General features: G+C 59.9%; 18 protein-coding genes. 8 read left to right on the top strand and 10 right to left on the bottom strand.

Annotation, left to right across the window (positions count from 1 at the left end; translation table 11 throughout):
- Nucleotides 1–349 precede the first annotated feature (349 nt).
- From AC1DU9_RS01760 to AC1DU9_RS01745, 4 genes are all read left to right on the top strand, one after another.
- Nucleotides 350–2,485, top strand: a complete 2,136-nt coding sequence (locus AC1DU9_RS01760; RefSeq protein ID WP_223456894.1) for a cytochrome-c peroxidase — start codon at nucleotides 350–352, stop codon at nucleotides 2,483–2,485.
- A gap of 150 nt (nucleotides 2,486–2,635) precedes the next feature.
- Nucleotides 2,636–3,928 (top strand): GGDEF domain-containing protein, encoded by a 1,293-nt coding sequence (locus tag AC1DU9_RS01755; protein ID WP_223456896.1) that lies wholly within the window; start codon nucleotides 2,636–2,638, stop codon nucleotides 3,926–3,928.
- Between the two features lie 85 nt (nucleotides 3,929–4,013).
- Complete coding sequence (locus AC1DU9_RS01750) at nucleotides 4,014–5,810, top strand: acyl-CoA dehydrogenase C-terminal domain-containing protein (protein WP_223456897.1); 1,797 nt, start codon at nucleotides 4,014–4,016, stop codon at nucleotides 5,808–5,810.
- A gap of 175 nt (nucleotides 5,811–5,985) precedes the next feature.
- Nucleotides 5,986–7,764: an acyl-CoA dehydrogenase C-terminal domain-containing protein gene (locus AC1DU9_RS01745; protein ID WP_223456898.1), complete on the top strand. Its 1,779-nt coding sequence runs from the start codon at nucleotides 5,986–5,988 to the stop codon at nucleotides 7,762–7,764.
- Nucleotides 7,765–7,991: 227 nt separating this feature from the next.
- On the opposite strand, the gene AC1DU9_RS01740 is transcribed toward AC1DU9_RS01745, so the two are convergent.
- Nucleotides 7,992–8,921 carry a LysR family transcriptional regulator gene (locus tag AC1DU9_RS01740; RefSeq protein ID WP_477809673.1) on the bottom strand — a complete coding sequence of 310 codons (930 nt, stop codon included), beginning with the start codon at nucleotides 8,919–8,921 and terminating at the stop codon, nucleotides 7,992–7,994.
- A gap of 169 nt (nucleotides 8,922–9,090) precedes the next feature.
- Between AC1DU9_RS01740 and AC1DU9_RS01735 the strand changes: the two genes are divergently transcribed.
- From AC1DU9_RS01735 to AC1DU9_RS01720, 4 genes are all read left to right on the top strand, one after another.
- Nucleotides 9,091–10,374, top strand: coding sequence for an aspartate aminotransferase family protein (locus AC1DU9_RS01735; protein WP_223456900.1), 1,284 nt, complete (start codon nucleotides 9,091–9,093; stop codon nucleotides 10,372–10,374).
- Nucleotides 10,375–10,625: 251 nt separating this feature from the next.
- Nucleotides 10,626–10,982 carry a type II toxin-antitoxin system RelE/ParE family toxin gene (locus AC1DU9_RS01730; protein ID WP_477809699.1) on the top strand — a complete coding sequence of 119 codons (357 nt, stop codon included), beginning with the start codon at nucleotides 10,626–10,628 and terminating at the stop codon, nucleotides 10,980–10,982.
- A complete protein-coding gene (locus AC1DU9_RS01725) occupies nucleotides 10,975–11,295 on the top strand; it encodes a helix-turn-helix domain-containing protein (RefSeq protein WP_223456901.1) in 321 nt (106 codons plus the stop codon). Before AC1DU9_RS01730 ends, AC1DU9_RS01725 begins: the two co-directional genes overlap by 8 nt.
- 83 nt (nucleotides 11,296–11,378) lie before the next feature.
- A complete protein-coding gene (locus AC1DU9_RS01720; RefSeq protein ID WP_003228885.1) occupies nucleotides 11,379–11,537 on the top strand; it encodes a YqaE/Pmp3 family membrane protein in 159 nt (52 codons plus the stop codon).
- 145 nt (nucleotides 11,538–11,682) lie between these two features.
- Here the strand turns inward: AC1DU9_RS01720 and AC1DU9_RS01715 are convergent, their stop codons facing one another.
- The 9 genes from AC1DU9_RS01715 to AC1DU9_RS01675 form a co-directional block, all read right to left on the bottom strand.
- Complete coding sequence (locus AC1DU9_RS01715) at nucleotides 11,683–13,509, bottom strand: S9 family peptidase (protein ID WP_477809672.1); 1,827 nt, start codon at nucleotides 13,507–13,509, stop codon at nucleotides 11,683–11,685.
- Nucleotides 13,475–14,611 (bottom strand): pyrroloquinoline quinone biosynthesis protein PqqE, encoded by a 1,137-nt coding sequence (gene pqqE / locus AC1DU9_RS01710; protein WP_477809698.1) that lies wholly within the window; start codon nucleotides 14,609–14,611, stop codon nucleotides 13,475–13,477. Before pqqE ends, AC1DU9_RS01715 begins: the two co-directional genes overlap by 35 nt.
- A gap of 7 nt (nucleotides 14,612–14,618) precedes the next feature.
- On the bottom strand, nucleotides 14,619–14,894 hold the full coding sequence (gene pqqD, locus AC1DU9_RS01705) for a pyrroloquinoline quinone biosynthesis peptide chaperone PqqD (RefSeq protein WP_223456907.1): 276 nt from the start codon (nucleotides 14,892–14,894) through the stop codon (nucleotides 14,619–14,621).
- Nucleotides 14,891–15,643 carry a pyrroloquinoline-quinone synthase PqqC gene (gene pqqC, locus AC1DU9_RS01700; protein WP_223456910.1) on the bottom strand — a complete coding sequence of 251 codons (753 nt, stop codon included), beginning with the start codon at nucleotides 15,641–15,643 and terminating at the stop codon, nucleotides 14,891–14,893. Before pqqC ends, pqqD begins: the two co-directional genes overlap by 4 nt.
- Nucleotides 15,644–15,782: 139 nt before the next feature.
- On the bottom strand, nucleotides 15,783–16,694 hold the full coding sequence (gene pqqB, locus AC1DU9_RS01695; RefSeq protein WP_223456912.1) for a pyrroloquinoline quinone biosynthesis protein PqqB: 912 nt from the start codon (nucleotides 16,692–16,694) through the stop codon (nucleotides 15,783–15,785).
- 78 nt (nucleotides 16,695–16,772) lie between these two features.
- Entirely contained in the window at nucleotides 16,773–16,847 is a 75-nt protein-coding gene (gene pqqA, locus AC1DU9_RS01690) for a pyrroloquinoline quinone precursor peptide PqqA (RefSeq protein WP_003444522.1), read from the bottom strand.
- Nucleotides 16,848–17,006: 159 nt separating this feature from the next.
- Nucleotides 17,007–19,436, bottom strand: a complete 2,430-nt coding sequence (gene pqqF / locus AC1DU9_RS01685) for a pyrroloquinoline quinone biosynthesis protein PqqF (protein WP_223456914.1) — start codon at nucleotides 19,434–19,436, stop codon at nucleotides 17,007–17,009.
- A 38-nt stretch (nucleotides 19,437–19,474) separates the two neighbouring features.
- Nucleotides 19,475–20,269, bottom strand: a complete 795-nt coding sequence (locus AC1DU9_RS01680; RefSeq protein WP_477809671.1) for a carbon-nitrogen hydrolase family protein — start codon at nucleotides 20,267–20,269, stop codon at nucleotides 19,475–19,477.
- A 12-nt stretch (nucleotides 20,270–20,281) separates the two neighbouring features.
- Nucleotides 20,282–21,964, bottom strand: coding sequence for a flavin monoamine oxidase family protein (locus AC1DU9_RS01675; RefSeq protein WP_223456918.1), 1,683 nt, complete (start codon nucleotides 21,962–21,964; stop codon nucleotides 20,282–20,284).
- Between the last annotated feature and the right edge of the window lie 137 nt (nucleotides 21,965–22,101).

Raw genomic sequence — 22,101 nt, 5'->3', positions numbered from 1 at the left:
ATGGCACCCAATAATTGGGTGAAGTTTAACCAGAACTGAGGAATAGTGCGCAGTTGCTGTTGATAGTAGGGTTTCTTGATTTGACTTAAATGAAAAATGTAGAAATTTTCATGTTGAAATGTTTTGTTGCAGCTAGAGTTGCATCAAGCGCTATCCAGTAGTGCCAAATATCATTTTTTAAAAAGGCCTGGGCCACGAGAGTGCTTTGCCAGTTGGGTCTCGCATTGTCCATGCAACTTCAAGTTGATGTGGTTACTCGAGCGAGCAGCAACATTCATGGCGATGAGCTCATCTCGCAACAGGGCAACCGCGGAGCCTGACTACTCCGTACTGAATCGGGAACGTCGTCATGTTTAATTATTTGAGCATCTTTCGAACCACCTGCTTGCCCCGTGCAATGGTGATGACACTCTTCGCCATTGGCCTGCCCGTCATGAGCGTTTGGGCCGCAGACCCGGTCGTTCCGGCCGTGCCGGACGTGCCTGGTCTGCAGTCACTGCGCGGCATGACGCCTCCCGACCCTTCGGGAACCGAAGGCGGGCGCAAGGTCGACCTGATGACCGACTACGTGCTCAATCGCTCGGCGGCAGTGCTCCTGGGCAAGGCACTGTTCTGGGACATGGAGATCGGCAGTGACGGCTCCACCGCTTGCGCGTCCTGCCACTTCCACGCGGGTGTCGATCACCGCACCACCAACCAGATCAACCCGGGCCAGGCGAATACCAACGCGAACGTCTCGTCGATCTTCAACAAACCGTTCACCGCGTCGGATATTCCGGGCGACGTGCCGAGCTACACCACCAGGTCCGGTGGCAAGGGCGGTCCGAACTACCTGCTGAAGAAAAGCGACTTCCCGACCCACGTGCTGGCCGATCCGCTGGATCGCAACTCGGCGATTGTCTATTCAAGCGATGATGTCATCGGCTCCCAAGGCGTGTTCGACGCCAACTTCGTCAAGCCCAATCAGTCGCGGTTCGACAAGTGCATTCAGCAACCGGACGGTATCTTCCAGGTGGGCGGTATCAATGTTCGCCGTAGCACCGGGCGCAATGCGCCAACGGTGATCAACGCTGCGTTCAACGTGCGCAACTTCTGGGATGGCCGGGCCAATAACGTATTCAATGGCTTCTCGCCGTTCGGCAATCGCGACCCTGACGCCGGGATTTTCGTGACCAGCGATCGCGGTGGCGTGGCGACCAAAGTCAGGCTGGCGCTCAAGGATGCTTCCGCCGCCTCGCAAGCGGTAGGGCCTCCCGGCAGCCCGGTAGAAATGTCCTGCGGCGGACGTACCTTCGCCGACATTGGCCGGCGCATGCTCGACACCTTGATGCTCAAGCAGCAACGGATCTCGTCCACCGACTCGATACTCGGGCCGGTATCCGGTGGTCATCGGCCGACCTACCGTGAACTGATCAAGAACGCGTTCCAGCCGCGCCTGTGGAATGCCACGCAGCAGGTCTTGCTGGGCGGTGCGCCATACACCCAGATGGAGGCGAACTTCCCGTTGTTCTTCGGGCTGGCGATTCAGATGTATGAGTCCACGCTGATCTCGGACCAGGCGCCGCTGGATGCCTATTTGCAGGGCGATCATACGGCCATGAACGAGCAGCAGGTCCAGGGCATGAATCTGTTCCTGGGCAAGGGCAAGTGCATCAGTTGCCACGGCGGTGCGGAATTGACCAACGCCGGCAGCCGCTTGCTGTTCCATCCTCGGGAACGGATCGAACGCATGGTCATGGCCGACAACCTGACCACACTGTATGACAACGGCTTCTACAACACCGGGGTGCGTCCGACCTCGGAAGACCTGGCGCTCGGTGGCTCGGATGCCTGGGGCAATCCGTTGTCCTTCACTCGTGAGTACAACACCGTACTGCAGGGCGGCCAGATCCCTGACCCGCTGGAAGTCGATGTGTGCACCTTCGAAGTGCCTTTGAGCCCGGCCATCCCTTGTGATACGACGCTCAAGCCCAATGTCGGTTTCCGCGATGCGGTCGATGGCGCCTTCAAGACGCCGACCTTGCGCAACATCGCGTTGACCGGACCGTATTTCCACAATGGCAGTCGCGCAACGCTGCAACAGGTGATGGAGTTCTACAACCGCGGCGGCGACCGGCGTGGCGAAGATGCCAGCAACACCAGCGGCTTCGTGCATCCGGCGGTCAATCAGCACAACGGCTCGAACCTCGATCCGGACATGACCCGGCTGAACCTGGCCCCGGATGAAGTGGATGCGCTGGTCAAGTTCATGGAAGTCGGGCTTACCGACCCTCGGGTCGCGTGGGAACGGGCGCCGTTTGACCATCCATCGCTGGTACTGCCACAGGGCGAAAAGGGTGATGAAAACTCGGTCGGGCAAAAACCGGCCAGTCCGAAGATCACTACCCGGCAGGCGCAGGACGCCGAAATCCAGCTCAATCCGGTCGGTGCCGAAGGTCGCACAGCGCTGGAAGGGCCGCTGCAACCGTTCAACAACGACCTGTAACCGTATCGCCCTTGCGTCACTGGCGACTGATGGACGCCAGTGACGACCTTTTACAAATACCTCAGTATTTCACTCAGCAAATCGGGGGGGCTGCCGTTAAAGTGGTGGGCACATTGCCATCTATTGATCTGACCGGTCGGAGCTTTACCCTTGCCGCGCTCTTCCGCTGTGCGTTTCAGTCATTTTCTGCCGTCATTGCTGCTGTTACTGGCGGGGCTTGCGGCTGCGTACATCAAGGATCTGAACGTCTTCTTCACCTCGCTGTTCAACGTGCTGCCCACCCTGGTGCTGTTGCTCGGTGGCGCCTATTGCGCGGTTTACCGACGCCAGCGTGAACTGTTTCTGATGGTCACGGTGTACATCGCCTACTTCCTGCTCGACACCCAGACCGACTATTACCGCGACAACGGCAAAGTGCGTGACGATGCCGCCGTGGTCTTTCATTTGTGTTGCCTGCTGCTGCCGCTGCTGTTTGGCGTGTTCGCGGCTTGGCAGGAGCGTACCCATCTGTTCCAGGACATGGTGGCGCGTTTTGCAGTACTTTTGGCGGTTGGCAGCGTGGCTTTGGGGCTTGAGCAAAGCTATCCGCACGCGCTGCTGGTCTGGCTGTCGGAGATTCGCTGGCCCGCCTTGCATGGCGCCTGGATGAGCCTGATCCAGTTGTCCTACCCGGTGTTCATCGCTGCGTTTCTGCTGCTGGCCTGGCAATACTGGCGCAATCCGCGACCGCTGCACGCCGCGCAATTGGTGGGGCTGCTCGGGCTGTTCTGGATGTTGCCGAAAACCTTCATCCTGCCGTTCACCCTCAACATAATGTGCAGCCAGGTGATGCTGATGATCGCCGCCGCCGTTGCCCACGAAGCCTATCAAATGGCCTTCCGCGACGAACTGACCGGGCTGCCAGGCCGTCGTGCGCTAAATGAGCGCATGCAACGGTTGGGGCGCAACTACGTGTTGGCCATGAGCGACGTCGACCACTTCAAGAAATTCAACGACACCCACGGCCACGACGTAGGCGATCAGGTGCTGCGGCTGGTGGCCAGCAAACTGTCGAAAATCGGCGGAGGCGGTAAGGCGTATCGCTATGGCGGCGAGGAGTTTGCCCTGGTGTTTGCAGGCAAGACCCTCGAAGAGTGCCTGCCGCACCTGGAAGTCATCCGCGATTCCATCGCCACATACAACATTCAACTGCGCAATCAGGAAAACCGCCCGCAGGACGATAATCAGGGGCGCCAGCGGCGTGCCGGTTCCGGGGCGTCGAGTGTATCGGTGACAGTCAGTATCGGCGTTGCCGAGCGGATCGATCAACGCACCCCTGAAGAGGTGCTCAAGTCCGCTGACAAGGCGCTCTACAGCGCCAAGGGTGCCGGGCGAAACTGTGTGATGGCGTTCGGGCAGAACCGCCGTGGCGCCGTGCGCATGGACGCCGCTACGGTTGAGTGATGATGGCGCATTCAGCGAGCGGTAGGTGGTTGTGAGGCACGGCCGGCGGCAGTAGGTTGAAGAAATCTGCCGACGGAGAATGACCATGCCCGAGTACAAAGCTCCCTTGCGCGACATGCGCTTTCTGATCGACCACGTCTTCGACTTTCACAGCAACTACGCCGCGCTGGGGGCCACCGATGCCAGCCCGGACATGGTCAATGCGATCCTCGAGGAGGGCGCGAAGTTCTGCGAAAACGTGCTGTCGCCGCTCAACCGCAGCGGCGATGAAGAAGGCTGTCATTTCGACAATGGCGTGGTCACAACGCCCATGGGCTTCAAGCAGGCATTCGCCCAATATATCGAGGGCGGCTGGCATGGCTTGGCGGCGGATCCGCTTTACGGCGGTCAAGGGCTGCCGATCTCTCTGGGCCTGGTGATCAGCGAGATGGTGGGCTCCAGCAACACTTCATGGGGCATGTACCCCGGCCTGACCCACGGAGCGATGTCGGCGATCCACGCCCATGGCACCGAGGCGCAGAAGCAGACCTATTTGAAGAAGCTTACCGCTGGCCAATGGACCGGCACCATGTGCCTGACCGAAGCCCATTGCGGCACCGACCTGGGCATCATCAAGACCCGCGCCGTGCCTGCGGCTGATGGCAGCTACGCGATCTCTGGCAGCAAGATCTTCATCTCCGCCGGCGAGCACGACATGAGCGCCAACATCATTCACCTGGTGCTGGCCAAATTGCCGGACGCACCGGCCGGGACCAAGGGCATTTCGCTGTTCATCGTGCCCAAGTTCCTGCCCGATGCGACGGGCGAAGCGGGCGAGCGCAACGGTGTGTCCTGCGGCTCGATCGAACACAAAATGGGCATCAAGGCCTCGGCCACCTGCGTGCTGAACTTCGACGAGGCCAAGGGCTTTTTGATCGGTGAGCCGAACAAGGGCCTCAACTGCATGTTCACCATGATGAACCACGCGCGGCTGGGCACCGGCATGCAAGGGCTGTGTCTGGGCGAGGCGAGCTTCCAGGGCGCGATCAAATACGCCAACGACCGTTTGCAGATGCGCGCGCTGACCGGCCCGAAAGCCCCGGAAAAAGTTGCCGACCCGATCATCGTGCACCCTGATGTGCGGCGGATGTTGCTGACCATGAAAGCCTTCAACGAGGGCAACCGCGCGCTGACCTACTTCACCGCGCAGTTGCTCGACGTTGCACACCTGAGCGCGGACGAAACGGCGCGTCAGGATGCCGAAGACTTGTTGGCGTTCCTCACGCCGATCTGCAAAGCCTTCATGACCGACACCGGCCTGGAGGTGACCAACCACGGCATGCAGGTGTTTGGCGGCCACGGGTTCATTCGCGAATGGGGCATGGAGCAACTGGTTCGCGACTGCCGGATCGCGCCGATCTATGAGGGCACCAACGGCATTCAGGCGCTGGACCTGCTCGGGCGCAAGGTCCTCGGCAGCCAGGGCAAGCTGCTGCGCGGGTTCACCAAAATCGTCCACAAGTTCTGCGCGGCGAATGCCGAGCATCCGCAACTGGCCGGGTATGTGGCGCAGCTCAATCAACTGAACCAGCAGTGGGGTGAGTTGACCACCAGGGTCGGCATGGCCGCGATGAAAAACCCTGACGAAGTGGGTGCCGCGTCGGTGGATTACCTGATGTACAGCGGTTACATCATCCTTGGCTACCTGTGGTTGCGCATGGCGCTGGTGGCTCAGGCGCAGCTCGATGCTGGCAGCGGCGATGGCGACTTCTGCAGGGGCAAACTGGCGACCAGCGAGTTTTACTTCAAGCGTCTCTTGCCACGCACAGCTGCTCATCGGGCGGCCATAGAGGCGGGTAGCGATTGCCTGATGCAATTGCCGGCGGAGTTGTTTGCGCTTTAGTCATATAAATCCGTTACAACGAAGCTCGCCTTGCGCGGGCTTTTTTGTTGATGACTAAAAATAACAAAATGGTCATGAGTTGACCCTATGTGTCACAAAAGTTGTTGGGGTACACTCCGACCCAACGAAAACACACTTCCTGTGAATCACCTGTATAGATCTTGCGAGGTTTGCCATGGCTGACTACAAAGCGCCCCTGCGCGATATGCGCTTCGTCCTCAATGAAGTTTTCGAGGTCGCCAGACTCTGGGCCGAGCTGCCTGCACTGGCTGAAACCGTCGATGCAGAAACGGTCGAAGCCATCCTGGAAGAAGCCGGCAAAGTCACCAGCAAAAGCATCGCACCGCTGAGCCGTGCCGCGGACGAGGAAGGTTGCCATTGGGCAGACGGTGCCGTCACCACGCCGGCAGGTTTCCCACAGGCCTATCAGACCTACGCTGAAGGCGGCTGGGTCGGTGTCGGTGGCGATCCGGCCTACGGTGGCATGGGCATGCCCAAAGCCGTTTCGGCCCAGGTTGAAGAAATGGTCAACTCCGCCAGCCTGTCGTTCGGCCTGTACCCGATGCTGACCGCCGGCGCCTGCCTGTCGATCAACGCCCACGCCAGCGAAGAGCTGAAAGCCGCGTACCTGCCGAACATGTATGCCGGCATCTGGGCCGGTTCCATGTGCCTGACCGAGCCACACGCCGGTACGGATCTGGGGATCATTCGCACCAAGGCCGAGCCTCAGGCCGACGGTTCCTACAAGGTCAGCGGCACCAAGATCTTCATCACCGGTGGCGAACACGACCTCACCGCAAACATCATCCACCTGGTGCTGGCGAAGCTGCCGGATGCACCGGCGGGGCCGAAAGGCATTTCGCTGTTCCTGGTGCCGAAGTTCATGGTCAATGCCGATGGCAGCCTGGGCGCGCGCAACCCGGCGAATTGCGGTTCGATCGAACACAAGATGGGCATCCAGGCGTCCGCGACCTGCGTGATGAACTTCGATGAGGCCGTGGGTTACCTGGTCGGCGAACCGAACAAAGGCCTGGCGGCGATGTTCACCATGATGAACTACGAGCGACTGGGCGTCGGTATCCAGGGCCTGGCCACTGGCGAGCGCTCGTACCAGAACGCCGTGGAATACGCCCGCGACCGTCTGCAAAGCCGTGCGCCAACCGGCGCGCAGAACAAGGACAAAGTGGCTGACCCGATCATCGTCCACCCGGACGTGCGTCGCATGCTGCTGACCATGAAAGCCTCGAACGAAGGTGGCCGTGCGTTCTCCACCTACGTGGCGATGCAACTGGACACCGCCAAGTTCAGCGAAGAAGCCGCCACCCGCAAGCGTGCGGAAGACCTGGTGGCGTTGCTGACACCGGTGGCCAAGGCGTTCCTGACCGACCTCGGCCTGGAAACCACCGTACACGGCCAGCAGGTCTTTGGCGGCCACGGTTACATCCGTGAGTGGGGCCAGGAGCAACTGGTGCGTGACGTGCGCATCACCCAGATCTACGAAGGCACCAACGGCATTCAGGCGCTGGACCTGGTCGGGCGCAAGATCGTGGGCAGCGGCGGGGCGTACTACAACCTGTTCGCCGACGAGATTCGTCACTTTACCGCAACCGCGAGTGCGGACCTCGCCGAGTTCACCAAGCCGCTGAACGACGCAGTGACCACCCTCGATGAATTGACCGCGTGGTTGCTTGACCGTGCGAAGAGCAATCCGAACGAAATCGGCGCGGCGTCGGTCGAGTATCTGCAGGTATTCGGTTACGTGGCGTACGCCTACATGTGGGCCCTGATGGCCAAGGCGGCTTTCGGCAAGGAAGCGCAAGACGATTTCTACGCCAGCAAACTGGGCACGGCGCGGTTCTATTTCGCTCGCCTGCTGCCGCGTATTCACTCGTTGAGCGCGTCGGTGAAGGCCGGTAGCGAATCGTTGTTCCTGCTGGATGCAGGACAATTCTGATGAAGTAACGTTATGTAAGCATTCTCTTACATAACGTGCTGCTGTTCTCCCATAGATGCAAATTGGATCCAGAGCTAATCTACTTCTCATGGACGTAGCGCAGGAAGCGCAAAGCAACAACAGGGACACGTAGGATTCTGCCAGGACGGCGGAGTGAAATGGATGTCAGGGAAACAGTCTGCAAAGCCCCGCTTCGGCGGGGTTTTCTTTTGCCTGAAGAAAAGTTTTCAGCTTGTCCCATCCAGCGTATGCGCGCTGTTCAAGCGCCCGTCCGGGCCATTTATCACTTCTTCCAGCAATGTCCGCAGCAATGCCAGCGAGGCCTGCTGCCGTTGCACATCCCGACAAACCAAACCGACTCTCAGCGGTACGCGGGGTTCGCTCAGGGGTTTCCACAGCAGTTCGTGGTTGCCATGGGTCTTTTGCGAACGCCCGGGCAGTACCGTCGCCAGGCGCGTGTGCGGCAGGCTGTCGAGGATGCCGGCCATGTTGTTCAATTCGGCTTGCACCTGTGGGCGACGTCCCAGGCTTGTCAGCTGTGCCTGCCAGATCTGCCTTATCTGAAACTCCTCGCCCAGCAACAACATCGGCAGTTCGGCGGCCTGACTCATGGACACTTTCTTGAATTCACGCAGTGGATGCTCTGCCGGAATGACCAGGGTCAGTTCATCTTCGTACAGCATCACGCCATGCAAGCCAGGCTGGCGGGGCGGCAGGTAGCCGATACCGATATCCAGAGAACCGTTGAGCAGTCGCCGCTCGATTTCCAGCCCGGTCAGTTCATAGATCTGCACCACCAGATGCGGCTGCGCCTTGCGCACCCGCTCGAGCATCTGCGGAACGAGGCTGGTATGCACGGTCTGCAATACACCGATGGCCAGGGTGCGTAGCGCCTGACCCTTGAAGTTGCCGAGCGCTTCCCGTGCCCGTTGCAGGCCATCGAGCAAAGGCAATGCGTGGTTGTACAGCGTGTGGGCCGCGAGGGTCGGCAACAGGCGTTTGCTGCTGCGCTCGAACAGACTCACATCGAGGTTTTGTTCCAGGTGGCGGATTTGCTGGGACAGCGCCGGCTGGGAGATGGACAGGCGCTCGGCGGCCCGGCCCACGTGGCCTTCTTCATAGACCGCGACGAAATAACGCAGTTGCTTGAAATCCATAAGTATTACTTATCGAAAATGCTGGGAAATCGAAATGGCTGAACGCCTCGTCTGAGCCTAGTCTAACCGCATTCACAGGGCTTACAGGGCCATAGAGCGCGATGAATACCCTTTGCTTCGATGGTGTTTACATAGGTAAGGCAAAAAACCTCATCAGAGGTTTTTTCAGATGAATCTGTTCAGTCTGCGCCGCAGTCCTCCCAGTCTTGATGATCTGGTCATGGACACCTCCCCGCCATCCCAAGGCAATAACCTTTCCAGCGAGTACTTGATGCCCAGTGTCGAGCGGCCGAAACAGGTGTTTGTGCGTGGCCAGGGTTCATGGTTGTGGGACAGCGATGACCGTGCGTACCTGGATTTTTCCCAGAGCGGTGGGGCCAACAGTCTTGGTCATAGTCCTTCGGTACTGGTCAATGCAATCACTGCCCAGGCCCAATCGCTGATCAACCCGGGTTTCGGCCTGTACAACCGCGGCATGCTCAGCCTCGCCGAACATCTGTGTGCCAGCACCGGCAGTGATCAGGCCTACCTGCTTAATACCGGCAGCGAGGCCTGCGAGGCGGCGATCAAACTGGCGCGCAAATGGGGTCAGCAGCATCGTGGCGGTGCGTCGCGAATCATTGTGGCCAACAACGGATGCCATGGCCGTAGCCTGGCGACGATTTCGGCGTCGGACAGTTCGACATTGACCAACCGATTCGAGCCGCAATTGCCAGGCTTCAGTCGTGTTCCTTTCAATGACTTGCCAGCGTTGCATGCGGCCGTGGATGAGCGGACCGTAGCGATCATGCTCGAGCCGATCCAGAGCGAAGCCGGCGTGATCCCGGCCACCGCACATTACCTCAAGGGTGTCGAACGCTTGTGCCGTGAACTCGGCATTTTGCTGATCTTCGACGAAGTGCAAACCGGCATTGGTCGTTGTGGCACATTGCTCGCGGAACAGTCCTGCGGCGTAACGGCGGATATCGTCGTGCTCGGTAAAGGGTTGGGCGGCGGCGTGCCATTGGCCGCGTTGCTGGCGCGTGGCAAGGCCTGTTGTTTCGACACTGGCGAGGTGACGGGCACTCATCACGGCAATGCGTTGATGACCGCTGCGGGACTTTCAGTGCTCGATACGGTGCAGGACAAGGCTTTCCTCAATCACGTCGCAGAATCCGGTCAGCACCTGCGTGAAGGCTTGGGGCGTTTGGCCCATCGTTACGATCACGGCGAGTTGCGCGGACAAGGGCTGCTTTGGGGGCTGACGCTGTCGGACGATTCCGCTGATGCGGTAGTCAAGGCCGCGCTGTACGAAGGCCTGCTGCTCAATGCTCCGCAACCCGACTGCCTGCGCTTTACCCCAGCGCTGAATGTCAGCAACGCCAACATCGATGAAATGCTCCTGCGCCTGGCGCGTGCCTTCTCCCGAGTACGCACCGCGCAATTGCAGTGCCGTAAAGGGATTGCCGTCTGATCAGGCGCGCCCTGCACAATTTCCAGAACCGTCTCGCGGTAATACGCACGTCCCACGCCCGACACTTTTGGCGTGGGGCGTTTTTTTGTGGCCGGGTTTTTCCAAAGGCAATTTCGGCTTGAGCGGTTAGCACATCAATGGCTTTCTAGCGTGCATCGGCAGGGAGTGTCGGTGCCAGCGAAACGGTATTACTGTCGCGTTTGTTTTGATTTCTATACCACTGGGTGGTATGTTTTATGGAAGGGATGCCGATGTCACCAAGGCTGTTCAAGACAAAGCGCTTCGCAATGCAGGCTGCCAAGGCCTGGATCAGTGATGACGAACTCCGGGAGGCATTCACCGAAATGCTCAATGGTCAGGCTGACAATTTGGGCGGCGGGGTCTGGAAGAAGCGTTTGAATGCCAACCGCCATCGCTCGATTATCCTGGCCAAGGGCGGTGCTCATTGGGTCTATCAGTTCCTGTACGCAAAAAAAGATCAGAGCAATATCAGTCCCAGGCATTTGCTCGACTTGCGAGAGTTGGCCAAGACATATGGTGGACTGACCGAAATGGAAATTCAGCGCTTGCTGGATGCAAAGGAGTTTGTGGAGATACCAAATGAGTAAAAAATTCAAAAGTGAGCTATCGGAATCGATCCACGAATCGGCCAGTGCCTTGTACGCCATAGGTGCAATCAGCAAGGCGACCATGCGTGAATTCGATGAGTCCTGTCTTGCAAGGGTGCCGGATGCGATTCCCGCGCAGGAGATCAAGGCATTGCGCGAGCGTAACAATGTCAGCCAACCGGTGTTTGCGCGCTACCTGAATACCAGTGCTTCCACGGTCAAGCAATGGGAAGCAGGGGATAAGCACCCCAGTGGCATGGCGCTGAAGTTGCTGAGTGTTGTGCGCAAACACGGTCTGGAGATACTGGCCTGAGGAATCGGGCTGAACCCTGACAAACGGCACAGGTCGATTAGCTGTAGGACTCGAACGAGTCCACCCGAATCAGGAGCTGTCCCATGGACTTTATTCGCATCATCATCGCCATCCTGTTGCCGCCACTGGGTGTGTTTCTGCAAGTAGGATTCGGCGGGGCGTTCTGGCTGAATATTCTGCTGACGTTGTGCGGTTACATTCCGGGGATCGTGCATGCGGTGTACATCATCGCCAAGCGCTGAGCTGAGTGTCGGCAGGTAGACCGCCTTCGCGAGCAGGCTCGCTCCCACAGAATTTGTGCATGTCACAGAACCTGTGGGAGCGGCGGTGCGGCGATCCGACTTGCCCGCGAAGGGCGCGCCACCGTTTCGGCAATGAGCGCGGGCTTCAGTCCACTAAATCCATCACCCGCCGATAAAACAACCACTCCTGCTCCAGTGCATGGGCCTGATTGCCGGCCTTGCGAAAGCCATGGCGTTCATCGGCGTAGTAATGCGCTTCGACCAGGATGCCGTTGTTCTGCAGGGCCTCGACCATGTCGCGGGTCTGCTGCGGGATGACCACGGCGTCCAGTTCCCCCTGGAAGAAGATCACCGGCACGCGGATGTTGCCGGCATGCAGCAGAGGCGTGCGGGCCGCGTAGCGTTCGGCATCCCGCAGAGGATCGCCGATCAACCAATCCAGATAATCGCTTTCGAATTTGTGGGTCGTGCGCCCCAGCGCCACCGGATCGCTGACCCCATACAGACTGGCGCCGGCGCGGAACACGTTGTGAAATGCCAAGGCGCAAAGGGTGGTGTAACCGCCAGCACTGCCGCCGCGGATGAACGCTTTGTCGCCATCGATCAAGCCACGTTCGGCGAGATGACTGACCACCGCGCAAGCGTCTTCGACATCCACATCGCCCCAGCTCAAATGCAGCGCCTGACGATAGGCCCGGCCATAACCGCTGCTGCCGCGATAGTTGAGGTCGGCCACGGCGAAGCCCCGCTGAGCCCAGAATTGAATGCGCGGATCGAGCATCGGGTAGCACGCCGACGTCGGTCCGCCATGGATGAATACCACCAGTGGCGGTTTCGCCTCGCCGGTCATCGCCGGGTAGAAGAAGCCGTGTGCTTCGCCTGAGCCACTCGGGTAGCGCAAGGTTTGCGGGCGGCTGATCTGGTCGGGAGCAAGCGGTGCAATGCCGCCGGCCAATACTTTCACTTGCCGGCTCTGGCGGTCGATGGCGATGACGGCGGTTGAACTGACGGGCGACGCCGCGATGCAATAGATGAACTGCTCATCCACGGCGAGATGGCGGAAGCGGCTGTAGGCGCCAGTGAAGTCTGCGCTGGCGTCGCCGCAAATACCCAATCGGCCAAACCCGCCTTCGGTCCAACTGGCCAGATAGCAGTTTTCGTTCAGCGGTACCCAGGTGCAGCCGCCAAGTTGCCAGGGCGCGGGACCATGGTCCGCGGTGCTACATGGCAACGGACTCAGGCCATTTGCAGATTCTTTCCATGGCTGCCAGTAACCAGCGCGATCCGTCAGGCAATACAAGCGACCGCCAGTATCAAACCGCGGTTGTTGCACAGACTCTTGAACGCCGTCGCCCGCCACACAACGAGCCTCGGCAAACCCGCCGTTGGCGAGGCGCTCGGCAACCATCAAGCGGGTCGCTGTCCATGGCTGATCCGGGCGACTCCACTCGATCCAGGCCAGGCGCCGGGCATCAGGGCTCAGCGTCGGCGCCGCGTAGAAATCAGCACCCTCGGCCAGCAGGTGACGTGCGCCATCGAGCAGATCGATCGCCACCAGTCGGTGTTGGTCGCGGTGCTCCTCGACCGCCAGCACCTGGCCGTTGGTGAACTGCAGATCGCCATAACGGCACGCACCGGACGTCAGCCTTTCGGGCAATTCGTCTTGTAGTGATTGCCGATACAACTGCTGGTCGGCCTCGTTGACGAAAACGATACCGTCGTCCGTCAGACAAAACGCGCCACCGCCATATTCGTACACCCGGCTGCGCACACTGAACTCAGGTGGCGTCAGGCATTTCGCTGCACCGTCACGCCAATGCCAGATCCGGCACGCCGCGTCTTCAGGTCGGTACTCGTTCCAGAACAGGCCCTGTCGACCGACCTGCAGTTCGGCAAAGTCGATACCGGCGGCCACGGCTTTGGCAGCGCTGAAGGGTTCAGCTTTTGGCGATGAGGCGTGAGTTTCGTTCATTGCGAAAGGCCAGTTGGTCGATGGTCTGGGTAGCGTGCCTGGCTTCTTCGCGAGCCTTGAGGATCACGCCGTGTTGTGGCGACTTGCTGCACACCGGGTCGGCGTTACTTGCATCACCGGTGAGCATGAACGCCTGGCAGCGGCAGCCGCCGAAGTCTTTTTCTTTCTCGTCGCAGGAGCGGCACGGCTCGGGCATCCAGTCATAACCGCGAAAGCGGTTGAAGCCGAACGAGTCATACCAGATGTGCTGCATGCTGTGCTCGCGCACGTTGGGAAACTGCACCGGCATCTGTCGGGCACCGTGACAGGGCAAGGCGGTTCCGTCTGGCGTGACCGTCAGAAAAATACTGCCCCAGCCATTCATGCAGGCTTTCGGGCGCTCTTCGTAATAGTCCGGGGTGACGAAAATCAGCTTGCACGGATGCCCTTCGGCTTCGAGTTTGGCGCGGTACTCGTTGGTGATGCGTTCGGCGCGCACCAGTTGTTCTTTAGTCGGCAATAGCCCGACGCGATTGAGTTGCGCCCAGCCGTAGAACTGGCAGGTGGCGAGCTCGACGAAGTCCGCTTCCAGGGCGATGCACAGCTCGATGATGCGGTCGATCTGGTCGATGTTGTGCCGATGGGTCACGAAGTTCAGCACCATCGGATAACCGTGGGCTTTCACCGCCCGGGCCATTTCCAGTTTCTGCGCAAAGGCCTTTTTCGAACCGGCCAGCAGATTGTTCACTTGTTCGTCGCTGGCCTGGAAGCTGATCTGGATGTGATCGAGACCGGCCTTCTTGAAGTCGCTGATTTTCTGCTCGGTGAGGCCGATGCCGGAGGTGATCAGGTTGGTGTAGAAACCCAGCTTGCGGGCCTCGGCAATCAACTCGGCGAGGTCCTGGCGCACCAGCGGTTCGCCACCGGAAAAGCCCAGCTGCGCGGCGCCCATTTCCCGCGCTTCGCGGAACACCTTGATCCACTGTTCGGTGCTCAGCTCCTTGCCTTGTTCGGCGAAATCCAGCGGATTGGAGCAGTACGGGCATTGCAGCGGGCAGCGGTACGTCAGCTCGGCCAGCAGCCATAGCGGCAAGCCGATTTCAGGTTTGGGCGGCACTTGCACCGATGAATCAGGCAAGTTCGATCCAGTGCTGCGCACGGGCAACCTCCATGAATTGCTCGATGTCGTCACCGAGCTCGGGCACGCCGGGGAACTGTTGGTCGAGCGCATTGATGATCGCCGCGACATCCCGTTCACCGTCAATCAAACCACCGATCAGCGCGGCACTTTCGTTGAGCTTGATCATGCCTTCCGGGTACAGCAGCACGTGGCCTTTCTGTGCCGGTTCGTACTGGAAACGATAGCCGGGACGCCAGGTCGGGGTCTTGCTGCGATCGAAACTCATAAGGTGATTCCTTTATGCCAGACCCGTTCCCCGGTCACGCTGTGATACGGCGGGCGTTTCAGTTCGTAGGCCATGCTCATGGCATCGAGCATGCTCCAAAGAATGTCCAGTTTGAACTGGAGAATTTCCAGCATGCGCTCCTGGCCTTCACGGGTGGTGTAGTGCTGCAACGTGATCGCCAGACCATGCTCGACATCCCGCCGTGCCTGGCCCAGGCGCGTGCGGAAATACTCGTAGCCGGCCGGGTCGATCCATGGGTAATGCTGAGGCCAACTGTCCAGGCGTGACTGGTGGATTTGCGGGGCGAACAGTTCGGTCAGCGAGCTGCTCGCGGCCTCCTGCCAACTGGCACGGCGGGCGAAGTTGACGTAAGCGTCCACGGCGAAGCGCACGCCGGGCAGCACCAGCTCCTGGGAACGCAGCTGGTCCGGGTCGAGGCCCACGGCCTGGCCCAGACGCAGCCAGGCTTCGATACCTCCGTCTTCACCGGGCGCGCCGTCGTGGTCGAGCAGGCGCTGAATCCATTCGCGGCGGATCTCGCGGTCCGGGCAGTTAGCGAGGATCGCCGCGTCCTTCAGGGGGATGTTCACCTGATAGTAGAAACGGTTGGCGACCCAGCCCTGAATCTGTTCGCGGGTGGCCCGGCCTTCGTACATCGCCACATGGTAGGGGTGATGGATGTGGTAGTAGGCGCCTTTGGCGCGCAGGGCCGCTTCGAATTCGGCGGGGGACATTGGGGTGTTGGTCATTGCGGTTCTCCAGGAACAACCATAGAGGTGTAGTGCTTGTACCTGCCTCATCGCGAGCAAGCTCGCTCCCACAGGGTTACGCGGTCAACTGTGGGAGCGACGGTGCGGCGATCCGACTTGCTCGCGATAGGGCCATCCGCTACAACACAATACTCATGCCGTCATACGCCACTTCAACCTGGCGCCGATCCAGCTCCGCACGCTCCGGCGAGTCTTCATCGAGAATCGGGTTGGTGTTGTTGATGTGGATAAGTACCTTGCGCTGCTCGGGCAGTTGTTCCAGCACTTCGAGCATTCCACCAGGGCCGTTCTGTGCCAGGTGGCCCATTTCGCGACCGGTACGGGTACCGACGCCGCGCCGCTGCATTTCATCGTCATCCCACAAGGTTCCATCCACCAGCAGGCAATCGCTGCCGGCCATGATTTCCAGGAGTGGCGCATCAACCTTGCCCAGTCCCGGTGCGTAGAATAGTTTGCCGCCGGTGTTGAGGTCTTCGATGATCAGGCCAATGTTGTCGCCCGGATGCGGGTCGAAGCGGTGTGGCGAGTACGGCGGTGCGGCACTGCGCAAAGGCAGCGGGGTGAAGCGCAGGTTCGGGCAGGCGGGGATGGTGAAGCTTTGATCGAGTTCGATACGGTTCCAGTTCAGCCCGCCGTTCCAGTGAGTCAGCATGTTGAACAGTGGGAAACCAGTGCTCAGGTCCTCGTGGACCATGTCGGTACACCAGACCTGATGAGGGCAACCCTCGCGCAGCATGAGCAGGCCGGTTGTGTGGTCGATCTGGCTGTCCATCAGGATGATCGCGCCGATCCCGGTATCGCGCAGGGCGCGGCCCGGCTGCATCGGGGCGAAGCTCTGGAGTTGGGCGCGGATGTCCGGGGAGGTGTTGCACAGCACCCAGTTCACGCCGTCATCGGAAATCGCGATGGACGATTGCGTCCGCGCCTTGGCCCGCAGGCTGCCGTCACGAAAGCCTGCGCAGTTCACGCAGTTGCAGTTCCACTGGGGGAAGCCGCCGCCGGCAGCGGAACCTAGAATCTGGACAAACATGGGCGCTCCATCATTTCAACGCTGAAAATAAAACGCCTCGGGATAACCGAGGCGTTAGCTGCAGTCTGCCAAGGCAGATTAGCGGCTGGCGAAGTACATGGTGACTTCAAAGCCGATACGCAGGTCGGTGTAGGCAGGTTTGGTCCAGGCCATAAGTTGAACTCCTTCAGGTGGGGGTGAGACAGCGCTATCTATAGGTATAGTCCACCTCAAATCAGAGATGTTCCAGACAGTTAGGTGGCTATGTTACTCAAAATTTCGAAGGGATTGCCCGTGAAACTTTGAGAAAGCGCCTTACAGCTCCGGTAATGATCATTTTGTCGCTTGCCAGGGAGTGCCGGGTGCAGGGCTGTTCGCCAGGCAGCGCCAACCGCCCTCGGCCTGATTCAATCGCTTTACGGCGGCCAGCAGTTCGGCCCGCTCGATCAGCAGGATTGCCTCGGGCAATTGAGTCAGATAATCCGACGAGCGGCCGCCCAACTTGCCCTGCCAAAGCATTTCCGCAGCTTGGGCAGTGGGCAATGCGGCGCTGGAAAACTGCTCGGCCAAGGTCTGGCGCTGGGCGATGAACGAGGTGTCGTCGATGGCGTTGATCAGCTCTGGCAATCCGCTGAGGAATTGCTCGATGTGTTGCAGCAGCTCCGCCGGTGCAACGCTTGGCGATTGCACGCCGAACAGCAACCCGGTTTGCCCGTGAATCTGTCGCAGGGCGCTGAACACTGCATAGCCGAGCTGCAGCTCAACCCGCAGGCGCTGGTAGAACGGCGTCTGGCAGAGGTGTGCCAGCAAACGCCACGCGGCTTCGTCGGCCATTTCATCGGTAGCTGTAGGGCAAAACAGCAGCAGCGCGTGCTCGCTGGAGCCGGTATCGACAGTGTTCCACAGACGTTGTGAATGGATCGAGGAGGGTGGCGTCAGCTGATTGTCCGGCGTGCCGGGTATGCGGCTCAAGGCCAGGCCCATGGCCGCTTGAGTCTGAGCCGATAAGCCGATGGCCAACCCATCCCATCGCGCACTCGACCAGAGTTGCTGCAGGTCATCCGAGCTCGTGCTGTGCTCGAGGCAGTGATCGGGCAATGTTTTGAGCAGTTGCCGAATCGGAATTAGCGCAACACTCGTCGGTTCGGATTGTGAGACAACGGCATCAGGGTTTGTCAGTTCTTTCAGCACATGCTCAAGGACGCTGGGCATCGGTTCCTGTAGCCCGGTCATTTTCAGCAGCCATTCGCTGCCCGACGCGCTGAAGGAAAAATCCACACCGGCCTGGCGCGCGTCTTCGCGCAACGGTTGCAGGTGGTTTTCCAGTCGTGATTGAAGATGGCTGCCGGGAGCCGAGTCCAGGCGCCAGCGCAGATAAATCGCACCATCCGCGTTGTTGTCCGGCCATGCCTGGCTGAATTGCATCGGCGAACGTTCACGACGGCTGCGCGAGCGATCCTGGGCAAAAGTGCGCAGGCCGCGGTGGGCGCTGGTTTGGCCGCGAATCAATCCGGCGTTGGGTGCCGGTGCTTCGCAGCATAAGAACGGGTTGGGTGCTGGCAAATGCCAGGGGCCGCTGAAGTTATCCACAGCACCGATTTGTTTGAGGACTTGCTTGAGGGCCGTAACGCCTTGGTCAGATAACCCGACTTCGCGTTGTTCGCTGTCCAGTCGGGCCAGTTGCAAGGCGCTGCTGACTTGCTGTTGGCGCTGGAGCAGGGTTGCGTATTCTTCGCGCAATCGGCTCCAGTCTTGCCTGGCGAAGAAGCCCAGCCAATCCATCAGCCGCTCGCGAATCCCGGTTGCCAAAGAGTTGGCGGGCAATGTGAACTCGAAGTGCAGTAAGGCTTGCCCGGCGAATTGATACAGCGACTCGGCCTTCAGTTTTTCGGCCAATCCACGCTCACGCAAATCCGCCAGCAAACCGCCCGGTTTCTCGGCGTTCAGCCAGTGACACAGAAAACCCAATGCTTCGGCGGCGCAGTCGGGTAGCGCCTGGAGGGCAAACAGCAAATCCAGTCGGCGCTCGCCAGCCTGTTGATAACTGGCGTTTGAGGTCGCCATCAGCGGTGCCGGGGATTGTTGCGTGGCCTTTTCACCGCCGGCAATGACGCTGGCAAATGTCTCGGCCAAAGCTCTTAGTTCATCGAGGCTCTGCGGCCCGGCCAGGCTCAAGGTCATCTGCCCGGTCTGGTAAAACCGCTGATAAAAATCCTGCAATGCCTGCTGAAATTCGGGTTGCGACACCGGGAGGCTGTCGCGATTGCCGGCATGGAAGCCGCGCAGCGGATGAGCCTCAGAAAGCCCATCGAACAACGCCCGCTGTTGTTGCGCCACTGGATCCTGCGACCAGGCGACAAACTCCGCCTGCAACACTTCCCGTTCCCGCTGCTGATCGTCCGGATTCATACGCGGATGGGCGAGCATGTCTGACAGACGCTCCAGCCCACCGGCAAACGCCTGGGGTGGCAGTTCGAAAAAATAGTCCGTGGTGCGTTCGCTGGTTCGCGCGTTTACCTGGCCGCCATGACTCTGGACGTAGGCCATCAGCCCTTGCCCGGCAGGAAAACGCTCAGTTCCCAGAAACAACAAATGCTCAAGAAAATGCGCCAGGCCGGGCCACGCCAGCGGCACATCATGGCTGCCCGCGGCGACCCGCAAGGCTGCTGCGCAGCGTTTCAAATTCGGGGCATGACGCAGCGTCACCCGCAGGCCGTTGGCCAGGGTTTCAGTGTGGGGGCGAAGGGGATTCAGCGCGGGCATGGGCACTTCCAGAACAGTGAAGTGCCAATGCTAGCGGATTAGGACTTGTTCAGCTCGCCGTAAAGCTCGGGACGACGATCGATCAGGTAGCGATTGGCGGCGCGGGAGTCGACCATCAACTGACGATCCAACTCACCGACAATCAATGCTTCATCAAGGCCTGCCTGAGCGATACGGCTGCCATCCGGAGCGGCGATGCTGCTCTGGCCGCAATAATGGATGTCGCCTTCATGGCCGCAGTAGTTGGCGTAAGCCACATAGCATTGGTTTTCGAAGGCGCGGGAGCGCACGGTGACATCGGCGACGAAATCGAACGGAATCATGTTCGCGGTCGGCACCAGGATCAGCTCGGCACCGGCCAGGGCCAGGCGTCGGGCGTTTTCCGGAAACTCCAGGTCGTAGCAGATCAGAAAACCGAGTTTCCAGCCGTTGAGCTCAACGATGGGAAACTCGTCGGAACCTGCGCTGAACATCGAGTGATCCAGATCGCCGAACAGATGGGTCTTGCGGTAGTTGCAGATGCGCTCACCGTTAGCATCGATCAACTGCACGGCGTTGTAGATCTGCCCGTCGGCGGTGCGCTCCGGGTAGCCATACAGGATGGCGATCCCGGCTGTCTTGGCAATGCGCGCGATCTGCTGCGCCGACTCACCGTTATGCACCTCCGCCAACACGCTGACGGCATCGACGCCGATGTTGTAGCCGGTCAGGAACATCTCCGGCAGCACCAGCAGATCGGCGCCTTTTGCCTCCAGCGCAAGCTGCTGCAAGCGTTGCAGGTTGCCGGCGACATCCAGGGGCAGTGGTGGACATTGGTAAAGGGCTACACGCATTTCGGATTCCTCTTACTCGGGCAGGGCGATCGGTCCGATCTCGTTGAACACATCTCCTGGACCCGGATTCTCGGCGTGAGTTGCACCGCCGAAGTGTTTCATGATGCCCCACACCGCGTTGAGCGAGGTCTGCACCGCGCCCTCAACCCAGGCCGGCGTCCACGAAACGTCGTCACCGGCGATGAAGATCCCGCGCTGCTCGGCAGGCATGTCGTCCTGCATGAAGTGCGCGTACATGCGCTGGTTGTAGCGGTAATGGCCGGGCAGGGCGCCTTTGAATGCACCGAGGAAATGCGGGTCGGCTTCCCAGGACACGGTGATCGGGTCGCCGATGATCCGCGCTGCAATGTCGACTTTCGGGTAGATCTTCTTCAGCGCATCCAGCGCCAGTTTCACGCGTTTTTCCACCGGCTGTGGGAGCATTTTCAGCGCGTCGCTCATCCACGAGTACGAGAGGCAAATCACGCCGGGTTTGTCGTCGCCGTTGTCGAACAGGTAGGTTCCGCGGGTCAGGCGATCGGTGAGGGTCATGCTCATCAGGTCGCGGCCGGTTTCCGGATCCTTGTCCTTCCAGAACGGGCGGTCGACCATCACGAAAGTCTTCGACGACTGCATGTAGCGGGTGCGGTCCAGGGCCATCCACATCTTTTGCGAGAACAGGGTTTCGTCGCACTCGATCTGGGTGGTCAGCAGCCAGCTCTGGCAGGTGGTCAACACGGCGGCGTATTCGCGGGTGTCGCCCCAGTTGTCGGTGACGGCGAAACGGCCGCCCGGCGCGTGGGCGATCTTCTTCACGCCGGTACGCGGTGCGCCGTTGTGCAGGGAGCTGAGGCTGGTGCCGGCCGGCCAATGCGCGCAACGATCCGGCACGTGGCGCCAGATGCCCTGTGGCACCTGTTCTACACCGCCGACCACCAGATGCTGATGGTCGTCGCAGTTGGTCATCACCACGCGGAAAATTTCCAGCATCGAGTTGGGGAAGTCCGAGTCCCAGCCGCCGGTGCCGAAACCGACCTGGCCGAACACTTCGCGATGATGGAACGAGAGCTTGGCGAATGCCTTGGAGGTGGCCACGAAATCGTAAAAGGTGCGGTCGTCCCACAGCGGCACCAAGGTGTTCCACAGCTCTTTCAGGCGTGGAACATCACGATCACGAATGGCTTGCTGGATATCGGAGAACTGCGAACCGGCTTCCAGGGCATCGGCCCAGGCGTCAGCCACTTCCTGGAACAGTGCAGGAAGGTCCGACAGCTTCTGTGCGTAATGGGTCTGGCCTTCGAGGTCGATCACCGTGCTGCCCGACGCGGGCGTCAGCGGGTTAGGGAAAGGTTTGGTTTCAAGACCCAGCTTGTCGACGTAGTGATAGAACGCGGTGGACGACACCGGGAAACGCATCCCGCCCAGCTCGGCAACGATGCCTTCGGCGCCATTGAACGCTTGGGAGCGCAGGCGGCCGCCCATTTTCGAGGCTTCGTAGACGACCGGTTTCAGGCCCAGCTTCATCAGCTCATACGCCGCCACCAGACCCGCGATCCCACCGCCGACAATCGCCACTTCGGCACCGTGATTATGCTCGGGAATGCTACCCAGACCGGCCGGATGCTCAATCCAGTCGTCGAAGGCGAAAGGAAAGTCCGGGCCGAAAATGGTGACTGGTTTCTTACCGTCTGCAGGATGGCGATTGTTCTTGTTCATGGCTGACCTTACTGGCGACCCGACGCGGAATGCGCATCTGAGTATAGGAAAAGATGCCAGCCATTCTAGAGAGCGCGGAGCACGTTAATAAGACGCAAAGTGTCGTCATTTTGCTATTTTATTGGTCAATATGACGA

It is taken from the genome of Pseudomonas sp. P4_C1 (assembly GCF_056402155.1).
This window is presented reverse-complemented; position numbering and strand designations above follow the sequence as displayed.

Excerpts from the sequence above, each read along its gene's own strand:
- pqqD (WP_223456907.1), bottom strand. The coding sequence starts at position 14,894 with ATGAGTTTCGATCGCAGCAAGACCCCGACCTGGCGTCCCGGCTATCGT.
- pqqF (WP_223456914.1), bottom strand. The coding sequence starts at position 19,436 with ATGCCCGCGCTGAATCCCCTTCGCCCCCACACTGAAACCCTGGCCAAC.
- pqqB (WP_223456912.1), bottom strand. The coding sequence starts at position 16,694 with ATGTTTGTCCAGATTCTAGGTTCCGCTGCCGGCGGCGGCTTCCCCCAG.
- AC1DU9_RS01675 (WP_223456918.1), bottom strand. The coding sequence starts at position 21,964 with ATGAACAAGAACAATCGCCATCCTGCAGACGGTAAGAAACCAGTCACC.
- AC1DU9_RS01750 (WP_223456897.1), top strand. The coding sequence starts at position 4,014 with ATGCCCGAGTACAAAGCTCCCTTGCGCGACATGCGCTTTCTGATCGAC.
- AC1DU9_RS01740 (WP_477809673.1), bottom strand. The coding sequence starts at position 8,921 with ATGGATTTCAAGCAACTGCGTTATTTCGTCGCGGTCTATGAAGAAGGC.
- AC1DU9_RS01680 (WP_477809671.1), bottom strand. The coding sequence starts at position 20,269 with ATGCGTGTAGCCCTTTACCAATGTCCACCACTGCCCCTGGATGTCGCC.
- pqqC (WP_223456910.1), bottom strand. The coding sequence starts at position 15,643 with ATGACCAACACCCCAATGTCCCCCGCCGAATTCGAAGCGGCCCTGCGC.
- AC1DU9_RS01715 (WP_477809672.1), bottom strand. The coding sequence starts at position 13,509 with ATGAACGAAACTCACGCCTCATCGCCAAAAGCTGAACCCTTCAGCGCT.
- AC1DU9_RS01760 (WP_223456894.1), top strand. The coding sequence starts at position 350 with ATGTTTAATTATTTGAGCATCTTTCGAACCACCTGCTTGCCCCGTGCA.
- AC1DU9_RS01745 (WP_223456898.1), top strand. The coding sequence starts at position 5,986 with ATGGCTGACTACAAAGCGCCCCTGCGCGATATGCGCTTCGTCCTCAAT.
- AC1DU9_RS01725 (WP_223456901.1), top strand. The coding sequence starts at position 10,975 with ATGAGTAAAAAATTCAAAAGTGAGCTATCGGAATCGATCCACGAATCG.
- AC1DU9_RS01735 (WP_223456900.1), top strand. The coding sequence starts at position 9,091 with ATGAATCTGTTCAGTCTGCGCCGCAGTCCTCCCAGTCTTGATGATCTG.
- AC1DU9_RS01720 (WP_003228885.1), top strand. The coding sequence starts at position 11,379 with ATGGACTTTATTCGCATCATCATCGCCATCCTGTTGCCGCCACTGGGT.
- AC1DU9_RS01730 (WP_477809699.1), top strand. The coding sequence starts at position 10,626 with ATGTCACCAAGGCTGTTCAAGACAAAGCGCTTCGCAATGCAGGCTGCC.